11 protein-coding genes and 1 pseudogene are annotated in these 18,864 nt (G+C 54.6%); 10 read left to right on the top strand and 2 right to left on the bottom strand.

All coding sequences use genetic code 11. From position 1 onward, the window contains the following. On the bottom strand, positions 1-972 hold the full coding sequence (locus DXK93_RS30630; RefSeq protein WP_233564653.1) for a leucyl aminopeptidase: 972 nt from the start codon (positions 970-972) through the stop codon (positions 1-3). A 700-nt stretch (positions 973-1,672) separates the two neighbouring features. Between DXK93_RS30630 and DXK93_RS31930 the strand changes: the two genes are divergently transcribed. The 4 genes and pseudogenes from DXK93_RS31930 (at position 1,673) to DXK93_RS31940 (ending at position 4,610) form a co-directional block, all read left to right on the top strand. Next, entirely contained in the window at positions 1,673-2,011 is a 339-nt protein-coding gene (locus tag DXK93_RS31930) for a hypothetical protein (RefSeq protein ID WP_147400303.1), read from the top strand. Between the two features lie 420 nt (positions 2,012-2,431). Continuing rightward, positions 2,432-3,229 (top strand): annotated as a pseudogene (locus DXK93_RS32470) (transposase). 330 nt (positions 3,230-3,559) lie between these two features. Beyond that, positions 3,560-4,009 (top strand): hypothetical protein, encoded by a 450-nt coding sequence (locus tag DXK93_RS31935; protein ID WP_147400304.1) that lies wholly within the window; start codon positions 3,560-3,562, stop codon positions 4,007-4,009. A 133-nt stretch (positions 4,010-4,142) separates the two neighbouring features. Continuing rightward, a complete protein-coding gene (locus DXK93_RS31940) occupies positions 4,143-4,610 on the top strand; it encodes a hypothetical protein (protein ID WP_147400305.1) in 468 nt (155 codons plus the stop codon). 1,039 nt (positions 4,611-5,649) lie between these two features. Here DXK93_RS31940 and DXK93_RS30645 read toward each other — a convergent pair. Beyond that, on the bottom strand, positions 5,650-5,922 hold the full coding sequence (locus DXK93_RS30645) for a hypothetical protein (protein ID WP_147400306.1): 273 nt from the start codon (positions 5,920-5,922) through the stop codon (positions 5,650-5,652). An 809-nt stretch (positions 5,923-6,731) separates the two neighbouring features. On the opposite strand from DXK93_RS30645, the gene DXK93_RS31945 reads away from it, so the two are divergent. The 6 genes from DXK93_RS31945 to DXK93_RS31950 all read left to right on the top strand — a co-directional run bounded on the left by DXK93_RS31945 (position 6,732) and on the right by DXK93_RS31950 (position 18,290). Next, positions 6,732-8,204 carry a hypothetical protein gene (locus DXK93_RS31945; protein ID WP_147400307.1) on the top strand — a complete coding sequence of 491 codons (1,473 nt, stop codon included), beginning with the start codon at positions 6,732-6,734 and terminating at the stop codon, positions 8,202-8,204. A gap of 47 nt (positions 8,205-8,251) precedes the next feature. Beyond that, a complete protein-coding gene (locus DXK93_RS30650; RefSeq protein ID WP_119452115.1) occupies positions 8,252-10,009 on the top strand; it encodes a Hint domain-containing protein in 1,758 nt (585 codons plus the stop codon). Positions 10,010-10,105: 96 nt separating this feature from the next. Beyond that, complete coding sequence (locus DXK93_RS30655) at positions 10,106-10,471, top strand: hypothetical protein (protein ID WP_147400308.1); 366 nt, start codon at positions 10,106-10,108, stop codon at positions 10,469-10,471. 27 nt (positions 10,472-10,498) lie between these two features. Continuing rightward, a complete protein-coding gene (locus DXK93_RS30660; protein ID WP_147400309.1) occupies positions 10,499-11,875 on the top strand; it encodes a hypothetical protein in 1,377 nt (458 codons plus the stop codon). A 289-nt stretch (positions 11,876-12,164) separates the two neighbouring features. Next, positions 12,165-17,051 (top strand): autotransporter outer membrane beta-barrel domain-containing protein, encoded by a 4,887-nt coding sequence (locus DXK93_RS30665; RefSeq protein ID WP_119452118.1) that lies wholly within the window; start codon positions 12,165-12,167, stop codon positions 17,049-17,051. A gap of 582 nt (positions 17,052-17,633) precedes the next feature. Then, positions 17,634-18,290: a hypothetical protein gene (locus DXK93_RS31950; RefSeq protein ID WP_147400310.1), complete on the top strand. Its 657-nt coding sequence runs from the start codon at positions 17,634-17,636 to the stop codon at positions 18,288-18,290. Positions 18,291-18,864 lie beyond the last annotated feature (574 nt).

Genomic DNA, 18,864 nt, shown 5'->3' on the forward strand with positions numbered 1-18,864 from the left:
TCAGATTTGGAATCCGTCGTCGTAAATTACGCGTCGATCAAAGCAGATTTGCCCGCCGCTGAAGAGCAGATCCAAGTGATGGCTTCCGGTTTTTCCTCCCCCTAGTCCCAGATGGAGGCCTGGATGCCGCTCCTCGAATCCCGCGTTCAAGCCATACAAGCACCGAATGCCAGTGTTTGTGCCGATGCCAAACTCCTCCACGATGCGATTGCCCGGATGCGCGTCCAGATAGGTGTTGAAGTCCCGGCGGAATGCTTCGTCGCTGCAGTCAAACCCCACCAGTCTTCCATCCTCCACGAACAAGGTCATGAAATCTTTGACGACGCCGTACTTGCGGGCGAAAGGCACGGTGGACAGAAACGTGCCGCTGAATTGAACATGGCCCTTCAAATTGCTCATATGCGTGGCGATTTCGCCTGGAACGACGTCTTCGTTGCCATGTCCGTCCACGGACGTCCAGCTTTGTCCAGGATGCAGCATACCGACCAGCCTGCCTCCGTGCGCATCCGTGTATGAGATGAAATCCGCATTCGCAGCCGCCGTGATCAGCATTTTGTTGCGCTGCGAGATCTGTTCAATGGGTTCGGCGAAAGCCTCATACAGGTGCGCGCCATAGTCCTTGAACAACACCGACTTTCGCCAGTACACGATCATGGATTCTTTTATGCCGGCCAGAAACGGAGGACCGGCCGGAGAAATGGTCTCTCGTGTCGATGACGAGTAAAGAAACACATAGATATCGCAAGCGACGATGGCCGCGCGCAGATCATCTTCGTCGCTACGTTCCAGACTTAGATGCTCCACACGGGCGTTCAGCCACCGTGGACACCGTTGGGCAATGTTGTTTCCAATGGCCGCGTGAGCCGAGTCCGTACCTATGAGTATGCTGATGGGTAGTTGCGCGTTCACCATGCGCGCGATAGCGGGGTGGAATGCAAGGCACTGATAGAGATTCCGGATGCTGCCATTCATGCTGATCAGATCCCATAAGTGAGCGGTGAGCGCGGGCGGCCGAGAAAAGAGCGGGGACAAAGTCCCGGTCGCCCGCTTATTGACCTACAGAGGCCAGAGGGCTGTTCCAAATGGCACGATCGCCTTGGCCTGCATCATGTTCGTAGCGTCTTCATTTGTAGGTTCGCGCAGCCATTCTTCCAACTTGATCGGTTCATCTTGCATCGACATGCTCCTATTAAATCCAGTTGAAGAAGCGAGCGGTCAAACTCGCCTCGGCCTAGCTGGGAGGATCCCGGCAAGGCATGGACAATATATGTAGGTTCACTGTGCACGCGTGAGACAGATTCCTGCACGGCGACATGAAATTTGCGCAGATGCGGCGAAACAGCCCGAGATTATTGTGGGAGCCTATACGGTGGCGAGCATTCGACCGACTTGCGAAGCTCGAGTCGATGGAGAAGCAACCGACCGTGAAGCCTACGGCAGGCCCGTTTCTGGACTACCGGAATCACAACCCGGGCCGACATTCGTCAACGTCCCATTTTCGCTCCAGCCCTTTGAAAACTGGATTGCCAACTTTGATTCATGCATGAAATGGGCAAGTTACTGAAAAATGGCTATCGTTCTTCGGCCATTCGGGCTATACCAAGCGTCCGCACTTTATCGGACGCCCGAACCCATGGAGGGCTTCTGCGACCCTGCCAGCACGAAGCTTGCAATGATCATTCTGAACGCACAAAATTCTGACGGACTGTGGCAAAAAATTCGTACCGCGGCGCGTGAACGGCGGATTGAGGATTTAGAACATATCGGTGGTGAGCGTCTTGCGCTATTGCTATGGCCGACACGGCATGTTCGTCTGCATTTGCAGGTTATCGTAAACAGGCACGACAACCGGATTTCCATTTTGGAGCAGGATGGCGACATACCCTGTTCCGAATTCTCCAGGCTTCGACAGCAGAAGCGGTTGCTGAACCACTTTCGACAACTGTTTCCTACAGACATAAATGCTGGGTCGATAGTAAGTTTGTCCAGTCCGTTTAACTTGAAAGACTAGCGTCCAACCGAAAGCCGCCCGACCTTCAAGGTGGGTGCGCTTGGACGGATGCTTCCTTCGGGACCAAAGAGCCAAGAGGAGGGCGATTGCACGCGTGTGTTGTATGTCGCGCTCGCGAGACGTGCGGACCTCACAGGTCAAACTGAGTGCAACCGGGCGAGAGCATATGTGGAAGACCGGGGACGCTGTGCGGGTGAGGGACAGCTCTGCTGTCTGGCATATTGAACAGGTTTTCCATCTGACTATCGACGGCGTGACTTACACCTGTTACGAGTGCTGGTGCAATCAGGGCCGCAGGCAACTCAGGCGCATTTGCGAAGCCGCTGAGCTCGCGCGGCCAGAAGCGAGACGACCATCCACGCGGTGAGCCGCCGTCTGGGGTTAAGTTGGAGTGCAATTGACGGCATTCTGCGTCGGGCGGTGAGTCGGGGGCTAGGTCGGCGCCGTGTTGCCTGCGATGTCCACATTTGCGTCGATGAAGTCGCGTTCGCCAAGGGGCGGGATTACGTTGCGATCGTATCGTCGGCACAACGCGTGCTAACTGTCGAACACGGCGGGGCGGCTGAGAGTCTGCGTCGTTGCTTCAAGGCCCTGGGACGAAGGCGCTGCGAACAACTCAAATCGGTCTCCATGGACATGAGCTGTGCCTACATCAAAGCGGCTCTCGACAGTCTGCCCGATGCGCTAGAGAAGGTCGCGTTCGATCATGTCCACGTGGCCAAGTCGCTCAGTAAAGCTGTAGACAACACGCGCAAAAGTGAATTGCATCGGGTGGACTATTCGCTACGCCGGGATATCCATCGCAGTCGCTACGACTGGTTGCGGTGGGGCTCACGCCTATCTGACTTTGCCCGTGAGCGCATTCAGGCGCTGTCGGCCAGTCTGCTGGACACGACCATGGTCTGGATGCACAAGGAAAAGGCGCGCTAAATTTGGCATGCGGACTATCACCCAAAACAGTCGGCCAAGGCGTGGCAAGTATGGATCCAGGCGCCTCGCCGCTCAGGCATCACGGCGTTGCACGGCGTGGCCAACCAGATCGAGACGCGGCTCTGGGGCATCCTCAATGCTATGTGGCTGAGGGTGTCCAACGCCGGGGCCGAAGCCCTGAATAGTCAGATCCGAGCCATGCGCGTGAAGGCTCGCGGCTATCGAAACAAAGCGCGGTTCGTTCTTGGAATTTTATTCCACTACGGCAAGCTAGATAGGAGGCATTAGGCTCTTTTCACATTCTCACACTTCCCAGTATTGTTAGCCGCTCTAAATGTGCGCACATTCAAAATATTAAGAAGATATTTAACAGGATACTCGCGCTGATCTTTGGAAAAATCATGTTTCGCAACAAGCCTCAAGACGAGGTATTTCCGGGGAGGAGGGGGGCTGGTTCGACAGGGGCAAGCCCAAACGCAACCAGACCAAGGTTCACGCAAAACTCAATCTTCGATCAAAGTCCTGTCGCAGTCACTCTACGTCCGGGGTCTGCTGGACGATGATCGAATAAGCACTGCCAGCGTAAACATTAACTGATCCAACCAAGAAGGATGAGCGATGACGGGGCCAAATTATTTTTATAGCATTCAGGCGAAAAATGGTGGATTCTGGTTTTTTCCAGACGCCAACTCTAACCGCATCGGCATCGGCCAAACCCCAAGCCTAGTCCTTTTCTCTATCGAAAAAAGCGACTCAAATACCGTTTCACTCAGAACAGTTAATGGCTATATTTTTAGTCTTATTCAAGAAGAAAAAGAGGGAGCTCTATATTTGAGTGTCGCGCCCCAGAAGGGCAACAATGTAGATGAATGGTGTAAATTTGAAATGCTGGAGGTCACTCCAGGGAGCAGCAAATTCACACTAAGGTCCATCGCGGGAAGTAAAAACTATTTATCAGCAATTCAAGATACAAAAAATTCACCGCTGTACGTAGAGGCCCAAAAAACAACTCCGGATGAGTGGTGTGAGTTTTTGATTAAGAAAGTCGAACTTGACGATTATCCATAATCAATCAACGAGCGCGCAGCGTGCCAATCTTTTTTAAAGAATTATGGCAGCGATTTGCCATGCGAACTGTTAGCACTCATGCCCTTGGTGTGTGATATTTCTTGGATTTCAAAATAATATAGGAAGGAATTTTATGGCCGCCACCGGAACCCAAATTACCCTACAGCTGACAACCGGCAGCTTCTGGGAAATCATAGTCTCGCCACCTGGCGCTCCATATGGCTATCGCGCTGCTGCAAAAGATGGAGCCTCAAGTAATCTTAACTTTTTCTATATAGAGAGCTACGAAGGAAACACCGTCTTGCTTCGAAATTATGATGGGAATGTTCTGAGCTTAATTCAAGAGGAAAAAAATGGAGCGTTATATTTAGATGTCGCCTCACAGAAAAACAGCGCGATAGATGACTGGTGCAAATTCAACATATCTGAGGTCGGAGCAGGTGAGTCTAAATATACCCTCCAATCCATCGCTGGAAATAAAAATTATTTGTCAGCAAATTTAGATACTTCGAAGTATCCATATCTTTATATGGAAGCCACTAAAAGTGCTCCCGATGTGTGGTGTGAGTTTGTGATTAAAAAAGTAAATACCGGAAGCTGAGGTGCTTCCGGAGATTTTTCTTCCTGTCATGACACGCGCACGGGCATCGCTCAGTTAAATTTCGATGCCCGATGCAACCAGTACGTTACTGAACTTGCCCTTGTCGAACCGGACATGTCTTCACCGTTAGGTTGAAGGTAAGTGACCTTCGCCCGCAAACTTGACAGTTCAAAACTGGAGAGATGGCTGCATCTGATCACAAGGTGTACGTACCAGCGCCATGTGCTGGCGCACATCGCTGATGCATCCGGACAATCGCATTGACGAGCTGCTGCCCTGAGACACCGCAGAACAACCGAGTTCAGCGCAAGCCCAATGCCATCGGAGCACTGCCGTTCACAAGGTGACGCCCTGCTGGACAAACTGCGGACATCTTTAACGCCGTACGCCCACACAAACGGACGAAGACCCGACAATACCCCAATAACGCCGAACGGCTTTCCAATGGCACGAACAGGCCTGCGGAAGGGCTAAATCGATTGGGTACGTTGAAATTGGTGAACGTTCGTACGTCGTACTGGCTACGCCGGGTAGCAGATAGCCGCATCTCCAAAGCGAATCGTCCGCTTTTCATAAGCGGAAAACCAAACAGTCGAATACCGTGACGACAGTGGCCATTCTCTTTTCAAAGGAAAAGGAAATGCTATGGCAGTGATCGTACTCGGCTGCAGCATTATGGCCGTAATTGCTACGGCCTGGCTTGGCGCAATCATACCGTCTCCCTACGACGTCGTCGTGGTGCTTTTGGGAAGTGGTGTGAGTGTGTTGTTACTGATCTTATACGCCCACATTGATGAATAAACCATTCGTTCCAAGTTCTGAGAGGTACAGGCAATGAACGACTGCAATTGACTGACAGTCCCGTCGTCAATCCTGCCGCATCCGAGGTCGGTGCATCGGGCTGTTGTGCATTACGGAACAGTCTGGCTTTGCATCGAATGCGGGCCGTCGACCCGCCAACGCACGCGGTATGATGAGGAGGTTTCCCGGCGCATTCGGCATACTCCGAAGAGTTGCCATACTCAGCGCCGGAAAATCGTTAGTTCTTCGTTACGACGAATCTACGGGCACCCGTAGTAATGACCACTTGATCTTTGCTTGTGACGATGTCCGCTTTGTCGGTCCGGATTTCCGCATCCTCGAATGCGATAACGACATGGCCTGTTGCTCGCACGGTGTCCGCTGACAACGTTTCCATCCTATCTGCACTGACTTTGAACGGCGGTGTTGCGGCGACCATCACTCTCGGTAGCAAGCCAGTCATCAGCACAATGACCGAGCAACTCACAAACTTTAGCAATCGGTTTTTCATATTGACATCCCTGACAGTAAAGTGGGCCACAACCGGCAGAAACCTTGCGGCACGCCAGCATTTCGGACTGACGTCGCGCAAATCAGTGCGTCACATGCCGTGCCAACAATGAAAAGAATTCTGCCCAGCGCCTGTCCACTTGGTGTGACTATTGGCACGGCGGACAAGTTCATTTCTCGTCTAGAACTGCTCACAGCAAGATGAGTGAAATTACGCCAGACAGAGGCCGGCCCGGCGTACCGCCGTTCGGCTTCACTCTAGATGGTGCAGGAACTATCGAGAGCGGCTGTCCCTAATTCGGCCTGCTTTCACGCGAGCCAATTTTCTCTTCGTTGTATTTCGATCACTTCACGGCATGGCTCCCATTCCATGTGGCGAAGCCATACCGAATTTTTCAGATGAGGTTTGACACTGAAAACAGGGCGAGCGGGTCAGTCCAAGAAAAACGGCAAAACGATAAGAAGTACGCCTACAGCGCTCCCAGCAATCGCTATAAGATCGCGCCACGGTGGCACCAGCCACGTATGGGACATCCAGACCGCCACTGATCCAACGCCGATTCCCGATATCGTCCAGATCACGTGCGCCATATTCTCCTCCACAATCAGTACGGCAATGCTCCATTGGAAGGTACGCGAACCTGAGTCCTGGCGCTATTGAACGCGTGCACTTTCCCTTTTGAAGCCCGTCCGGCGCCATGAGAACGATCGAGCTGCCATTTAACGGTTGCTGTTCCGCACGGAGTTCATGCAGAGGGTGGGCCGGGATAAGAATTCAAAACTCACGCGTGAAAAATAAGAATGCCGGCTGTGCAAATCGTGCTGAACTTCGTTCCACGTCGTGGAGCGGCGACGCCATCTCTCATCTTAAGAGGAAGCAAAATGGCATCACAAATGCAAAATCCAGCACCAGGCAGCCCTGTTCCCGCTGAAGTCGATACTACTTTTGTCTACCTCTATGATGGGGGAGTTTCAGGCGACCCAAGCAACACAACACTAAAATGGGAGTGCGACGATAGTAATGTCGAAATTCGGCACTCTACCACGGTAACCGGAACCGATGGATTTTCTCAAAACTCTATCAAGTACGTAGGTTCAACCAGCGTTTCGGCCGCAATTACGGTATCCAGCGTCATCGGTGGCGTAACGCAACAATTGAGTTCAGACCAATACAATTTTGACATAATAAAAATATCAACTGTGCACTTTACGGGCAATACGTCCGCCTACGCCCCTTTCTCGGACACTATCGATCCTGCGGTTGCTGCCAACATAATCGGTACCTCAGTAGATATCACCGATGAAAATGCCGATGCAATTGACAACTACACGCTTCAGCTGGGAAGCAACGGCAATCTTTCATATTTTGATCCTGCCAATAATAACGTAGCACTTTCTCCGGTTAATGGCATATATAACCTGACCTCCGGGACGACAGGCACAGCGTCCGTGAACGTAGGTTCCACAAATGCAGGGACATTTTGGTTGAGTTTCGCCCGCGGCAGTGGCGGGGTCGAGCAGACAGTCAATTTGATATTCATCGAGCAGGGCGGAAATGGGCCACTGCCCGCCCTTTCTGTTCCAGAGTCCAACGGTACGACTATTGACCTCGATCAAAGTTCAGGCCCAACCTTTGCAGTGCAAGCGCTCATTCCATCCGGAATGGTGGATGGAAACTCGGCCGCTTGCGTCCTCATTGACGATCAGGTCGCGCTGCGCGATATAACGGTCACCGATCTCGCGGCGGGAGTGAATGTTCCCAAGGCTAAACTGACTACTACCGATACCAATCCCGGGCATCAGAATATTCTGCGCTATATGGTGACGAGCGCGACGGGGAATACGACTCAATCTGGAGTGCTAGCCCTGTATGCGACGGGAAATCCGAATAACCATCCGGCACAAGAAAGCAGAACGTTGACAGCTGTTACCTTGCCTGGCGTGAGCATTGTCTCGAACTCGGCAATTTCTGGAGGCTTGCTGGTTAAAGTGCCCTCGTATTCTGGTATGGCGGTTGGCGACAAAGTTACCGTGACGTCCTATATCAATGGTTTTGACGGGACCGATGGCACGCCCAGAGGCAACACCTACTCAAATCCAGTCATTACCGTGGTTGCTACTGGCGCATTCACGGTAAGCGTCCCGCAGTCGGCACTTGCAGGGTATGGATCGTACGGCGGCGAGAACGGCTCCTACGAATGCGAGTATTCCGTAGTTAAGACTACTGGCCAAGTCCTGTACTCGAAATACAGTCCCTACATAGCCGACACCGGCTCAGTATAAGAACAGTCGGTAATGTTTAGGGGTGGAAATCAATTTTGGGGAACGCGATGTATTCATCCATCAGAAAGTTGTGGCGTGGCATGCTCGTGTTTGCCGTGCTGGTCAGCATACAGGCCTGTTCGGCCTCGGGCACAGCGATGCGCAGTGTCAGCGCGGAAGACTCGGATAAGGCAGCGATTAGCCGGTATCTGGAAAAAGTTCCGGTCGGCAAGCGGACAGTACTCGACTTGACCGACCCAATCACGGAGGCGGGGGTATATGCGGAGTACCGCCTGGCGGGTGTTACGCCGAAATCCGATCCTGAACTCTTTGAACAGCTCGCCGAATACAAGAAGCGGCAGCTGGACATGAGGGCGAAAGGCCTGCCTATTTCGGTAAGCTCTATGCTTGCGTCTGCAGGTGTCCCGGCTACCGAACCTCAACCTTATATCCAGATGCGAGGATTCTCGGGTTACGTAAACAATCTGGGGTTTGATGTGACGGCCACGGCCTATGTGCCTTACGGCCAACCAGCCAACGGGACGCCAGACCGTCGCCTAAAAATTACCCAACAGCTGTTGAATGCTCAAAGAATTGCAATTTCACAATCGAAGACGACGGATAGCTCGCTCAATCCTAACGCCGACCTTCGAAATATGCCGGCGTCGAGCTACAAAACACCGCAAAAGCCGTCGGGGCTGGTGCTAGCAAAGGCTGACCTGATCTATTGGTATGGTGGAAAAATAGCACTCACGTCCACGCAGGTCTGGGGAGCGAATGTTGGCGATCCGGGAGGGCCCGCGGTTATTAGCAAGGCACTCACTGACCCCAGACATATTACCACCAAGCCTATACTGAACCAGCCCGTCATAGTATGCCTGAATCGGGCGTCTCAATATGGCGATGGACTGTGCGATTATGGTCCCACACAACCGTTGAATACAGCCGTTTCGGTGATATTCCCCGTTAGTGGGCAGGTGAAGTACAACCAGAGAATTATGCCCAACGATCTGGCTCCTCCGGACAGCAGCCCGTACATTGAAATTATGCTTGGAGACGGCAATGGCGGGGTGTGTCAGGTTTCGCCCGATGACTCCTCCACGCCGAAGGACGACGTCACGATCAGCAACGACCAATTAAGCCTCTCCTGGAACTTCCCCACGGCAAATTTTGGGCCGGTCTGCTACAACAACGGCACTATTCTGCCCTTTAGCGTAACCGTAACTTCCATGTTGAACGACGGGGGACAATTCGGCCAGCCCCTGACCGTGGTATGGGCCTCCGACATCACCGCGGGCTCCAGTGTCGATCCCGAAAACTACCAGCAAGTCTCCCCTGTGGAGATTCAGTGGGGCTGCGTGCTGGAGGGAACGATGGTGAAACTGGCCAATGCCAGTGTCAGCGAGGCTCCGATCGAATCGTTGCGACCTGGGAACATTATTGCTACCAAGGACGGCGGTCGACTGAGAGTGCGCTCCACTCTCAAGGGCACCGACAAGGAGTTCGTTCGAATTGGAGCGGGAAAAGAAACGGTCATGCTAACTCCGGACCATCCCGTCCGTACGCATCGTGGCATGGTTGCTGCCTCTCAGGTCAAAGTAGGCGATCAAGTCTACGACAAGCGCGGCCAGGCGATTCGAGTAAACGAGGCGAGTAAACAGATTTTTGAAGCTGCTCGCACTGTATATAACCTGGTGCTCGAAACGGAAGACCGGACCGACATCGCGAATCCCGAGGACGCCGTGTTTGTCGCGGGTGGCATACAGATCGGCGACAACGCCATGCAGGGTCAGCTTGTTAAGCAGCGCATGAAGTCCGGGCGTTGAAAAGACGAGGAACGGGTCAACTTGAGGGCAGGCTGCAGGTACCACAACAGGGGACTGCCCACAAGTTACCCGCTGACGACTATCAGGGAGATTTTCATGGAAGCTGCTGTTCAACCAGCTATCACTATTCATAGCACGTCATATGACTTGTCCGGGTATGTTTCTGTCCAGTGGACGTGGAACCAGGCGCAGCCTCCCTCCTGCGTGGGCTTCAGCCTTTCGATTTCCGGGATGGACTATACCGGTAGCAGCGGCAGGGGTTTCAAGGTCTTGGACCCTCAGGCCATATCCTGTGATGTGCCGTATTTGTTTTCAGCCGGTGGGGAGTATCAGGTCATTGTTCTTGGATTGACCAACACTGGTCCCAATGCAAACTGGAGTTCGGGGTATCAGCCCATCACCAACCCTATTGTTGCCGAAGATTCCTGGACCGTCGCCCAGTTTCGCATGTTGGCGGCGTAGCGAAAAGAAACGTTCGAGGTGAAATCGATGAGTATTGCATTTGTTTCTCCTAAGGCTTCTGCTTCCGTCACACTTGGGACTAGGCAGACAATCACCGTGAAGTTTGTGGCCGAAGATGGGGGGAAGAGCAGTGGCCGGACCCTCAATTGGAGTACCGACGACCTGCAAGGAAATGTGTTCGACGAAGACGAAACTACGACGGATGCAAATGGACAGGGTCAAAATGTTGTCCATGTGGCATCTCGGCCAGTGGGATCACTGCGAGTTTCCGTATGGGAGGAGGGCGGGACCCCCGCGGGCCATTACGTCAGTATGTACGACGTTGTTGATGCCGCCTTGAACGTCAATTTTGACAGAATCGATGCCGTCCCTTCTCCAACCCGCAACACACCGCCTGCGAATGGGTCGATATACACGATCCGCGCCACGGTGCGGGCCACCGATTTGACCACTGGCTTGCCCGCCAAGTTCATGCCGATCCAAGTCCAAGGATTGCCCAACATACCTACGGGTCTCTATACAGAGTCCGGTGACAGAGTAATTCCTGACGACGATGGCAATTATGTGGTAACGGCGGACGATACGGGTATGGCGGTTTTGCAGTGCCTCAATGCCAGCGAATCCGCGATAATTTTGATTTTCTCTGCGCCTGGAGCAGCTGGCATACAGCAAAGTGTTCTTTATTCGCAGTTGGCACCAGGAGGTGTGACCAAGGGCACGCTCGCCCCATTGATTTTCATCATGCCAAACAACTACATCGATCTGAACGGTCCGTTGGCGTATGTGACTGCCACGTTCGATGGAAGCGTGAACTTGAAGAATTACACGAACTGTACGGTGTTTGTCGGAAACGCCGTTTATGGTCCAGTGTTGTTGAGCAACCTGCCGACGCCGGGCGAAATTCAGATTCCAAAATCTCTATTCGTCAGCGGGCAACGCAATAAGATTTCTTATTGCATGAGCCGCAGCACGAGCGGCAACGCATATGACTCCCAGATCGTTGAGCAAATGGTCCAAGGCGTTCCACCACAGGTGATGCCTCCAAACGTTGCCCGCACTTTAGTGGCGCCATCGATCAGTGGATCGGTCGTCAATAATTCGCTTATCGCTGGAGGGTTGAACGTCAAGGTAAAGCCATATGCCAACATGCAGGAGGGCGACCAGGTCGATGTGACCGTCTACGTCAACGATGATGGCACTAAGCAGAGTTTTAAACTGGATTCCACGCACGGCGTGCTATTCGGAGAACTCAGGACGGGATTCAACGTAACCTTCGAGCAGTTCGCCATGACGGGATATGCAGGGCAATTTCAGGCCGAGTATGCAGTGAGGCAAGCGGGAGGGGGCACGTCCGTGGCGTATTCAAAATTGCTGACTGTGCCAATGGACACCAGTTTAGGGTGACGGTTGCCGCGCGTCTGGGGCGGCAGGGTACTCCAAACCCTGCTGTCTGATCGTCAGCCATTTTGTTCTTCTCCATGCATTTTCGCTCGATGTACGGAAACATCATTTTGGCCTGGTTGCGCAAATGATGACTTGAAATAAATCTCATCAAAGCTTGATAGCTACCAGACCACAGCTATCGCCCTAATCTACAGAGTCGAAATGCTCGCAGTACCGGAATCGCCAATGGTGAGAACTCCGGGTCCCGCTGCGGTCGATCGCATTTCTTCCTGTGGTGGAAAACGAGACCATGAACGATAAATTGACGAACAACGCTGCATCGAACTCCGAGCGGGATATTATGCCTTGGGCCGCGAGGCGCATTATTCATCTAGGTCAGATCCAGAATGGGTGGGTCCCGTGGTACTGGGTGTTGGGCGTCGTGGCATGCGTTGCCTTGACACCCAAGGACGTAAGCGCCGCGAACTACACAAGCACACAGACCAACAGTCTGGGTCTTGGCGATACCGTAGAGACTACAGGGGCTGGCACTAGTGGCTACGGCTTGTGGAGCAAAGCAGGGACGCTCTTGAATGCGCCCGGTAGCAACACCATCCGGACACAGGGAGATTCCGCGCATGGGCTGATGGCGGATTCATTGAGTGCGCCGCAATCCAACATTAATGCGGTGGGGACGAATATAACTGTGGAGGGATCGACGGCTTACGCCGCATATGCAAAAAATGGATCTTCGCTGACGCTCGGGGATGTGAAGGCCACTGCGAATGGAGCAAACGGAAAAGCTCTGTATGTGGACTACAGCAGCATGGCCACCGTCAGTGGAAATTCGGAGTTTGTTTCAGAGCGGGGCACGGCGATTGAGACTGCTGGTTCCGACGCTACGGTGGTGATAGATGGTGCAGTTATTACCTCTAAAGGCGATAACGCGTACGGTCTGCGGATTTTCTCTGGATCCTCTGCGACAGTGACTGGGGCAACGAAAATTACGACAACGGGAGCAAATAGCACTGCCGTTTGGAGCAGCAGTAACGGCCTACTGTCTGGTGGTGGGGCCATTCCAGAAATTGGTGATGGCGCCTTCATCCTTACCACTGGCGGAGGTTCGTACGGTGTGCTCGGCACGGGAACAGCGGGACGCGGTGTGAAGTTGAACGCCGCCACGGTGTCGACGCAGGGGGACGGAGCGGGGGGCATCCGCGCCCAGTTCGATGGGCTCGTGCAATTGAACGGGACATCTGTTTCGACGAGCGGAAAAAATTCCCCCGGCCTGATCGTGGGCAGCACGACTGCTAATGACAATAGCGGCAGCGTGGTATCCACGGGAGCCTCGATCTCCACAATCGGCGACGGTTCCGCGGCGGTAGTGATCTATGGCACGCAGTCCCACAAGCTGACTCTGGATTCCAACTCACAGATCGCCACGACGGGAGCGGCTTCGCATGGCATATCGTTGCAGGGCGGCGCCGTCAAAACATTCAGCAGCGCCAATCCATCTACCGACGTTATTCCGGCTGGGATGGTGATCTCCGGTGCCGACTCGGCGGGATTGCACTCGACGGGCACCGGTAGTGAACTCAAGCTAAGTATCAACTTGCCTACCATGGCACTGGGCTCCCAGTCATGGAGCGCCTTGGCGGAGGAGGGGGGGACGATCGTGTTCTCGGGCTCCGCCGACGCGTCGAGCGGCAAGTTCTGGGCCAATGGTTCGGGCTCGGCTCAGGAAGGCAAACTTGTATTCGAGCAGGACTCGAAAGCCACCGGCGCGACCTTGAGGCTGGATGGCTCGGGCTTGGTCGATATCAGCGGCAACAATGACCATACGCTTTTTTCAATTGGCGCTCTGGAGGGTTCGGGGGGAGCGGTCAAGTTAGGTGCCAGTGCAGCTACGTCGGTGAGCTTGACGGTCGATGGTGCCGCTACGACGACGTACGCTGGCGATATATCAGGCTTTGGCGACCTGGTGCGCAACGGGTCTGGTCAATTGACGCTTACCGGGGCGCAGGCATTCGGTTTCTCGGGCAACGTCGAGATTGGAGCAGGCACTTTGGCAGTGGGGGGCCAGGCCGTAAGTGCGCAGGACAAAGATTTCAATTTCACAGGCGGAGGGGGGGGCATACTCGACATTTCCCAAAGTACCAACGGATTTACGGTCGGCACGCTGCAAAGCGCGGCTGTGGGCAATGGCACCATTCTGCTGGGTACGCAATCACTCTCGGTGTCTGGCGCGGGGGATTCGGACTTCAGCGGATCGATCCAAGGTTCCGGTGGTTTGACCAAGCAGGGCGCGGGGAATCTCCAGATGAGCGGGGCCAGCGCATTCGGATATGCAGGGACGACGTCTATCCAGGGGGGGAAGATCACCGCCTTGGGCTCTGCGACGGCGAGCGGTAAAGCCATTGAAATCGGTTCGCCCGGGATTTTGGATCTGAGCGGTGCTTCGAGTTTTGCCGCTGGAACCGTCAATGGTGGCGGCACGATCCAACTCGGCGCGAACAACCTTACAGTGGACGGCACAGGTGCCTCGCTGTTTGATGGCGCTATCACCGGCACAGGGGGGCTGATAAAACGCAATACTGGCGTGTTGAAACTCTCCGGCGCCACGGCTTTCGGTTTCGGTGGCGATGCCACTATTCAAGGCGGGGTACTGGCGATACGTGGCAACGTCGATCCGGCTACGTTTTCCAAGCGGTTTTTGTTGGACGGCGGCTGGCTGGACCTGTCCGAATCAAACGTGCCGGCCAATGAAGGTTCGGCTACCAATTGGCCACACCTCGTCATAGACACCACCGGCAGCACTGCCGGTGGCGTGATCGGCGCGAACGACAATGTGCGTTACGAAGTAGCGGCGGGCCAAACCGAGTTGGTGCCTTACCACCTGGGCGACGCTAGCACCCCCGGAGGACAGGGCATTTTTGTGGTCAAGTCGGGTGCCGGCACATTGGAACTCACCAATCAGAATGACTATTTGGGCAACACCCGAGTCGATGGTGGGGTTTTGCGAGTGCGGGCCGACAGCAATATAGGCAGCCTGGCCGCTTCGCGGGAGGTGGTGCTCAATGGAGGCGATCTGGAGGTCGCCGGCAGCTTTGTTTCCAGTCGAAACGTCGAATTGCGGCAGAACGGCACTGTCATCGTCGGTGCTGGTGTAGACACTAGCTGGGGCTCTGTCCTAGGTGCCGGAATGGTGCTGACCAAGAGCGGAGATGGCTCGATGGCATTCCGCGACGGCGGCACGCTAGGCGGCGTCACCATGGGAGGGGGAAAGCTGGCTTTGCAAGGGGCGTCCATCGGTGCCGCGGGCATTCCCACGCCAGTACAGATGCATGCGGGCAGCCTTACTCTGTCGGGCGGTTCCGTCACGGGCGGCGGAGATGCGATTCTGGTGGACGGCGATAGCGTCGTTACGCTGTCGAATGTGGCAATCAATGCACCGAACGCGGCCTATCGCGTTGTTAACAACGCTCAAGCCAGCCTCAATCTGATCGGGCAAGAGTTAAAGAGCCTAGTCGCGGCCGACGGCGCGGGTACGGTTTTGCAGGTCTATCTGGACCAAGCGAGCCAATATACTGGCGTGCCGCAAGCGTCCGGCGGCGCCAAGGTCGGACTGTCTCTGAACGATGCCAACAGCACCTGGACGGTGCCAGCAGATGCGAAGCTGACCTCGCTGGTAAATCGGGGAAATATTCAGTTCACTGCTCCTGTCGAAGGGCGCTACAAAACGCTAGAGGTAGCTGGCAACTACGCGGGCGGCGGAAAAGTGAGCACTAATACGGTACTCAATGCAGGAGGGGGACTAGCTGCACAATATACTGACCGCTTGCTTGTCCATGGCGATGTAACAGGTCAGACGATCCTGATGACAACTCAATTTACAGGCGAAGGCGCCAATACCAACGTCGCCGGGAACCATGCCTACATGCCGGCCGAAGGTATTTCGCTGGTTCAGGTCGGTGGGAAAGCACAAGCTGATGCGTTCAAGCTTCCCAATGACTATGTCTCGTTGACAAAAGGTCTGCAGTACCGTTTGTTCGCGTACGGCACTGGCGCACTGCCGGCGCCTGACCAGACCCAGAGCCTGCTTGGCGCGACCCCGTTGAGCGTCGATTTCCGTTTGCAGACCGCCTATGTGGATAAAAATGGCAATATCGTGCCCGGAGTCCCGAACGATAACGGCAACGGCAACGGCAACGGCAATGGCAACGGCAACGGCAATCCGCGTCCGGCGCTGGTACCGCAAGGAAGTTCTTATTTGAGCGCAGGCATGGCGATGCAAAACTACAGCAGTTTTGTAACGGACAACTTGCGCAGACGCCTCGGTGACTTGCGACAATCCGATGCGGCAGGGGAAAACTCGGCCGTCATCGAGAGCTACGCCCGCGTTATCGGAGCGCGGGACAAGTACCGCAGCAACCGCGGATTCCAGGAGTATGGCTATGACTTTGATCAGAACAGCCAGGCCATGCAGTTCGGCGCCAATTGGCTGGCCTTGAACGATCCGCGGCAGCGTGTGCGCATAGGAGGGGCTGTCACGTTAGGGTCAAGCAAGGTGAATACCCGTGCCAGCAGTGCCGAACAAAGCAAATTCTCCATGGATGGCCGTAGCGTGGCCCTGACCGGCACCTGGACTCACAGTAGTGGCTGGTACGCGGATGGGCTTCTTTCGTTCGGTCGCTATAGTGGCCCGGTGTCGAGCAATGAACGTGGCCATGTCGGAACGCTGCGAGGTGATAGTTATGACGCATCCGTCGAAGTGGGGCGGACCATAACATTCTCCAGTGGCCTGCAAATTGAACCGCAGTTCCAGTTACGCAGTCAGACCTTGCGCATTCGCAACTTTACCGACGACGATGGTGTCAAGGCCAAGTTCGATAACCAGCAGATCTGGTCTGGCAGAGTGGGGGTATTAGCCTCTTACACGCTTTCTGGCACGCAGAGCTGGTCGCCGTATGCGCGAGTGGACCTGATGCACAGCACAGGCGGTGCAGGTACCGTCAATCTCTCGGGAAAGGACTACTCGCCAGGCCGAGTAGGCAGCGCCGCGCGGCTGGCTATCGGTGCGAACGGCATGCTCACGCGAAACTTGGCTTTGTATGGAGAAGTGGCGGGCCAGCGCCGGATCGGGGCCTATGGGTTCAGTGGCGGGGACATCAATTTGGGGGTGCGCTATCAGTTCTGAATCCCCGGGATTTGAATGATGTACTCAAATGGCCATGAGTGTTTGTTGGGTGTGACCTTCGCCTCGAAAATGGGCAGCTCCATGCTGGAGATCGGCTGCTTCACTGGCTTGCACCAACCACGCTCGTGGCCCGTGAGGCACCGATTGAAGCTCCGGAGATACTTCGTTTAGCCTGCGTTGTGTCACGCAGAGTCAGCAAGCTGAACGAAGCTGCGGCAGGCTAACACGAACGCCTGGTGGACGCCTCGTTCAGAGCGGTGCGGGGGATGTATTGGTGCTGGCCGCGATAAGGGGCATCCCTTCGCTCATCCGCCTCGAGAGACGCGTATCGGGTGCCAATAGCGTCATAACGGTATGGCTCAAGCGCTCGCCGACTTGGTGCAGCAAGATTCTCCGGCCTATCAGGGATGCTCTCGCATCTTGAGCCAGCTTCTACGGGCTGGCTCACCGCGCGCGAGATGGGATCTTTCTTGCCATATTGCATCAACAAAGCCATGAAAAAAACCTAGACGCATCGCAATGTTGCACCGCTTCATCAATTTACAAAGAGCCGCTTTTTTCACCCCAACGAGCAGCGCTACCATGAGTTTTGCACCGGCAGGTGCGTTACGAACTATGGAGGGAATTTCTATGTGGCATCACCTATACATAGACGCTGTCGCGTCGCCCGTCGAAGCGCTTCTTGGCCCATGGCGGTTGGCACAGCTCGCAGAGGACTTTGCACAGCAGCGTGGAGAGCATGATTTCGCCATCCTTGTGCGCCCCGATTTCGACGCTGAAGGTGTTCACTTCTACTTCTCGCCTCAGTGTGCGACTTTCGCGCTCGCTCACGACGCGGAGCCTTGCGTGGCGCCTCAGGGACACCAGGAGCTTGAGCATTTTTTTGGCGATGACACGGTAATCACCAACCTGACGACCTCTCCACCGCGGACCACTCTCGACCCACTGGCAGCAGAGGAGGGGGGGGCCGAGACGGACTTGGAACTTGCCGCTCAACTCCATCTTCAACAACTTCTTCTGGAAGAACTCTTTGCGGACCGCTTTAGCCCGAACACTAGAACATTGCAGGAAGTGTTGGCCACGGTTGATGGAAAACTGCATTTCGCCGAAGGCGTCCAAGAATCCGGTGCCGGTACGGCGAATAGCGGAGATCGAAGCGCTATGCGGCACCGATCACTGCAACTCTTGGAGCCATTCAAACGCACCATCCAGGAACGCGTCAGGGCCGAGCTTGGCTGATATGGCAGACGTACCGTCGAAGAGCTAATAGCCCACGGTGAAAGACAAAGACTAAGGACCTATCACTTACACCTTGGAGGCCCACTATGTGGCATCACCTCTACGTCGACAATGGAATCGATTCAGTTGTCTTGAACCTCAAACTCGAACAGCACGCCCAACGTTTTGCTCACCAGAGAGGGATGCTGGACTTCGCCGTTCTTTCGCGTTTTGACCATGCAACCGGTGGCACGCATTACTACTTCTCCCCTGGCTGCGAACATCTAGCAAGAGCTCATCATGCTTCGCTATGTAGAGCCCCACAGCACAGTACGGACCTTCATCTCATCTTTGGCGATAGGGAGTGCCTCAAACAACTCCGTCGGGGCACCTCTGTCAGCAGCATTGACTGACCGCGTAGTTCCGGGCGAAAGATGGATAGATCATGGGTGGAACTGGATGTCGCTGCAGAACGGCATCGCAAGGCCGACCTGGCTTACGAAAGGCAGTGATTTCAAGTTTCGAGAACGCCACCGCTCAGCTCCAAACTGTCGGCGGCTGTTCGCTGTCCCATGAAGTTGCGCTACTTTCCCTT

Origin of the sequence: Achromobacter sp. K91 (assembly GCF_003576205.1) — a bacterium.
Classification (GTDB): Bacteria; Pseudomonadota; Gammaproteobacteria; order Burkholderiales; family Burkholderiaceae_B; genus Achromobacter; species Achromobacter aegrifaciens.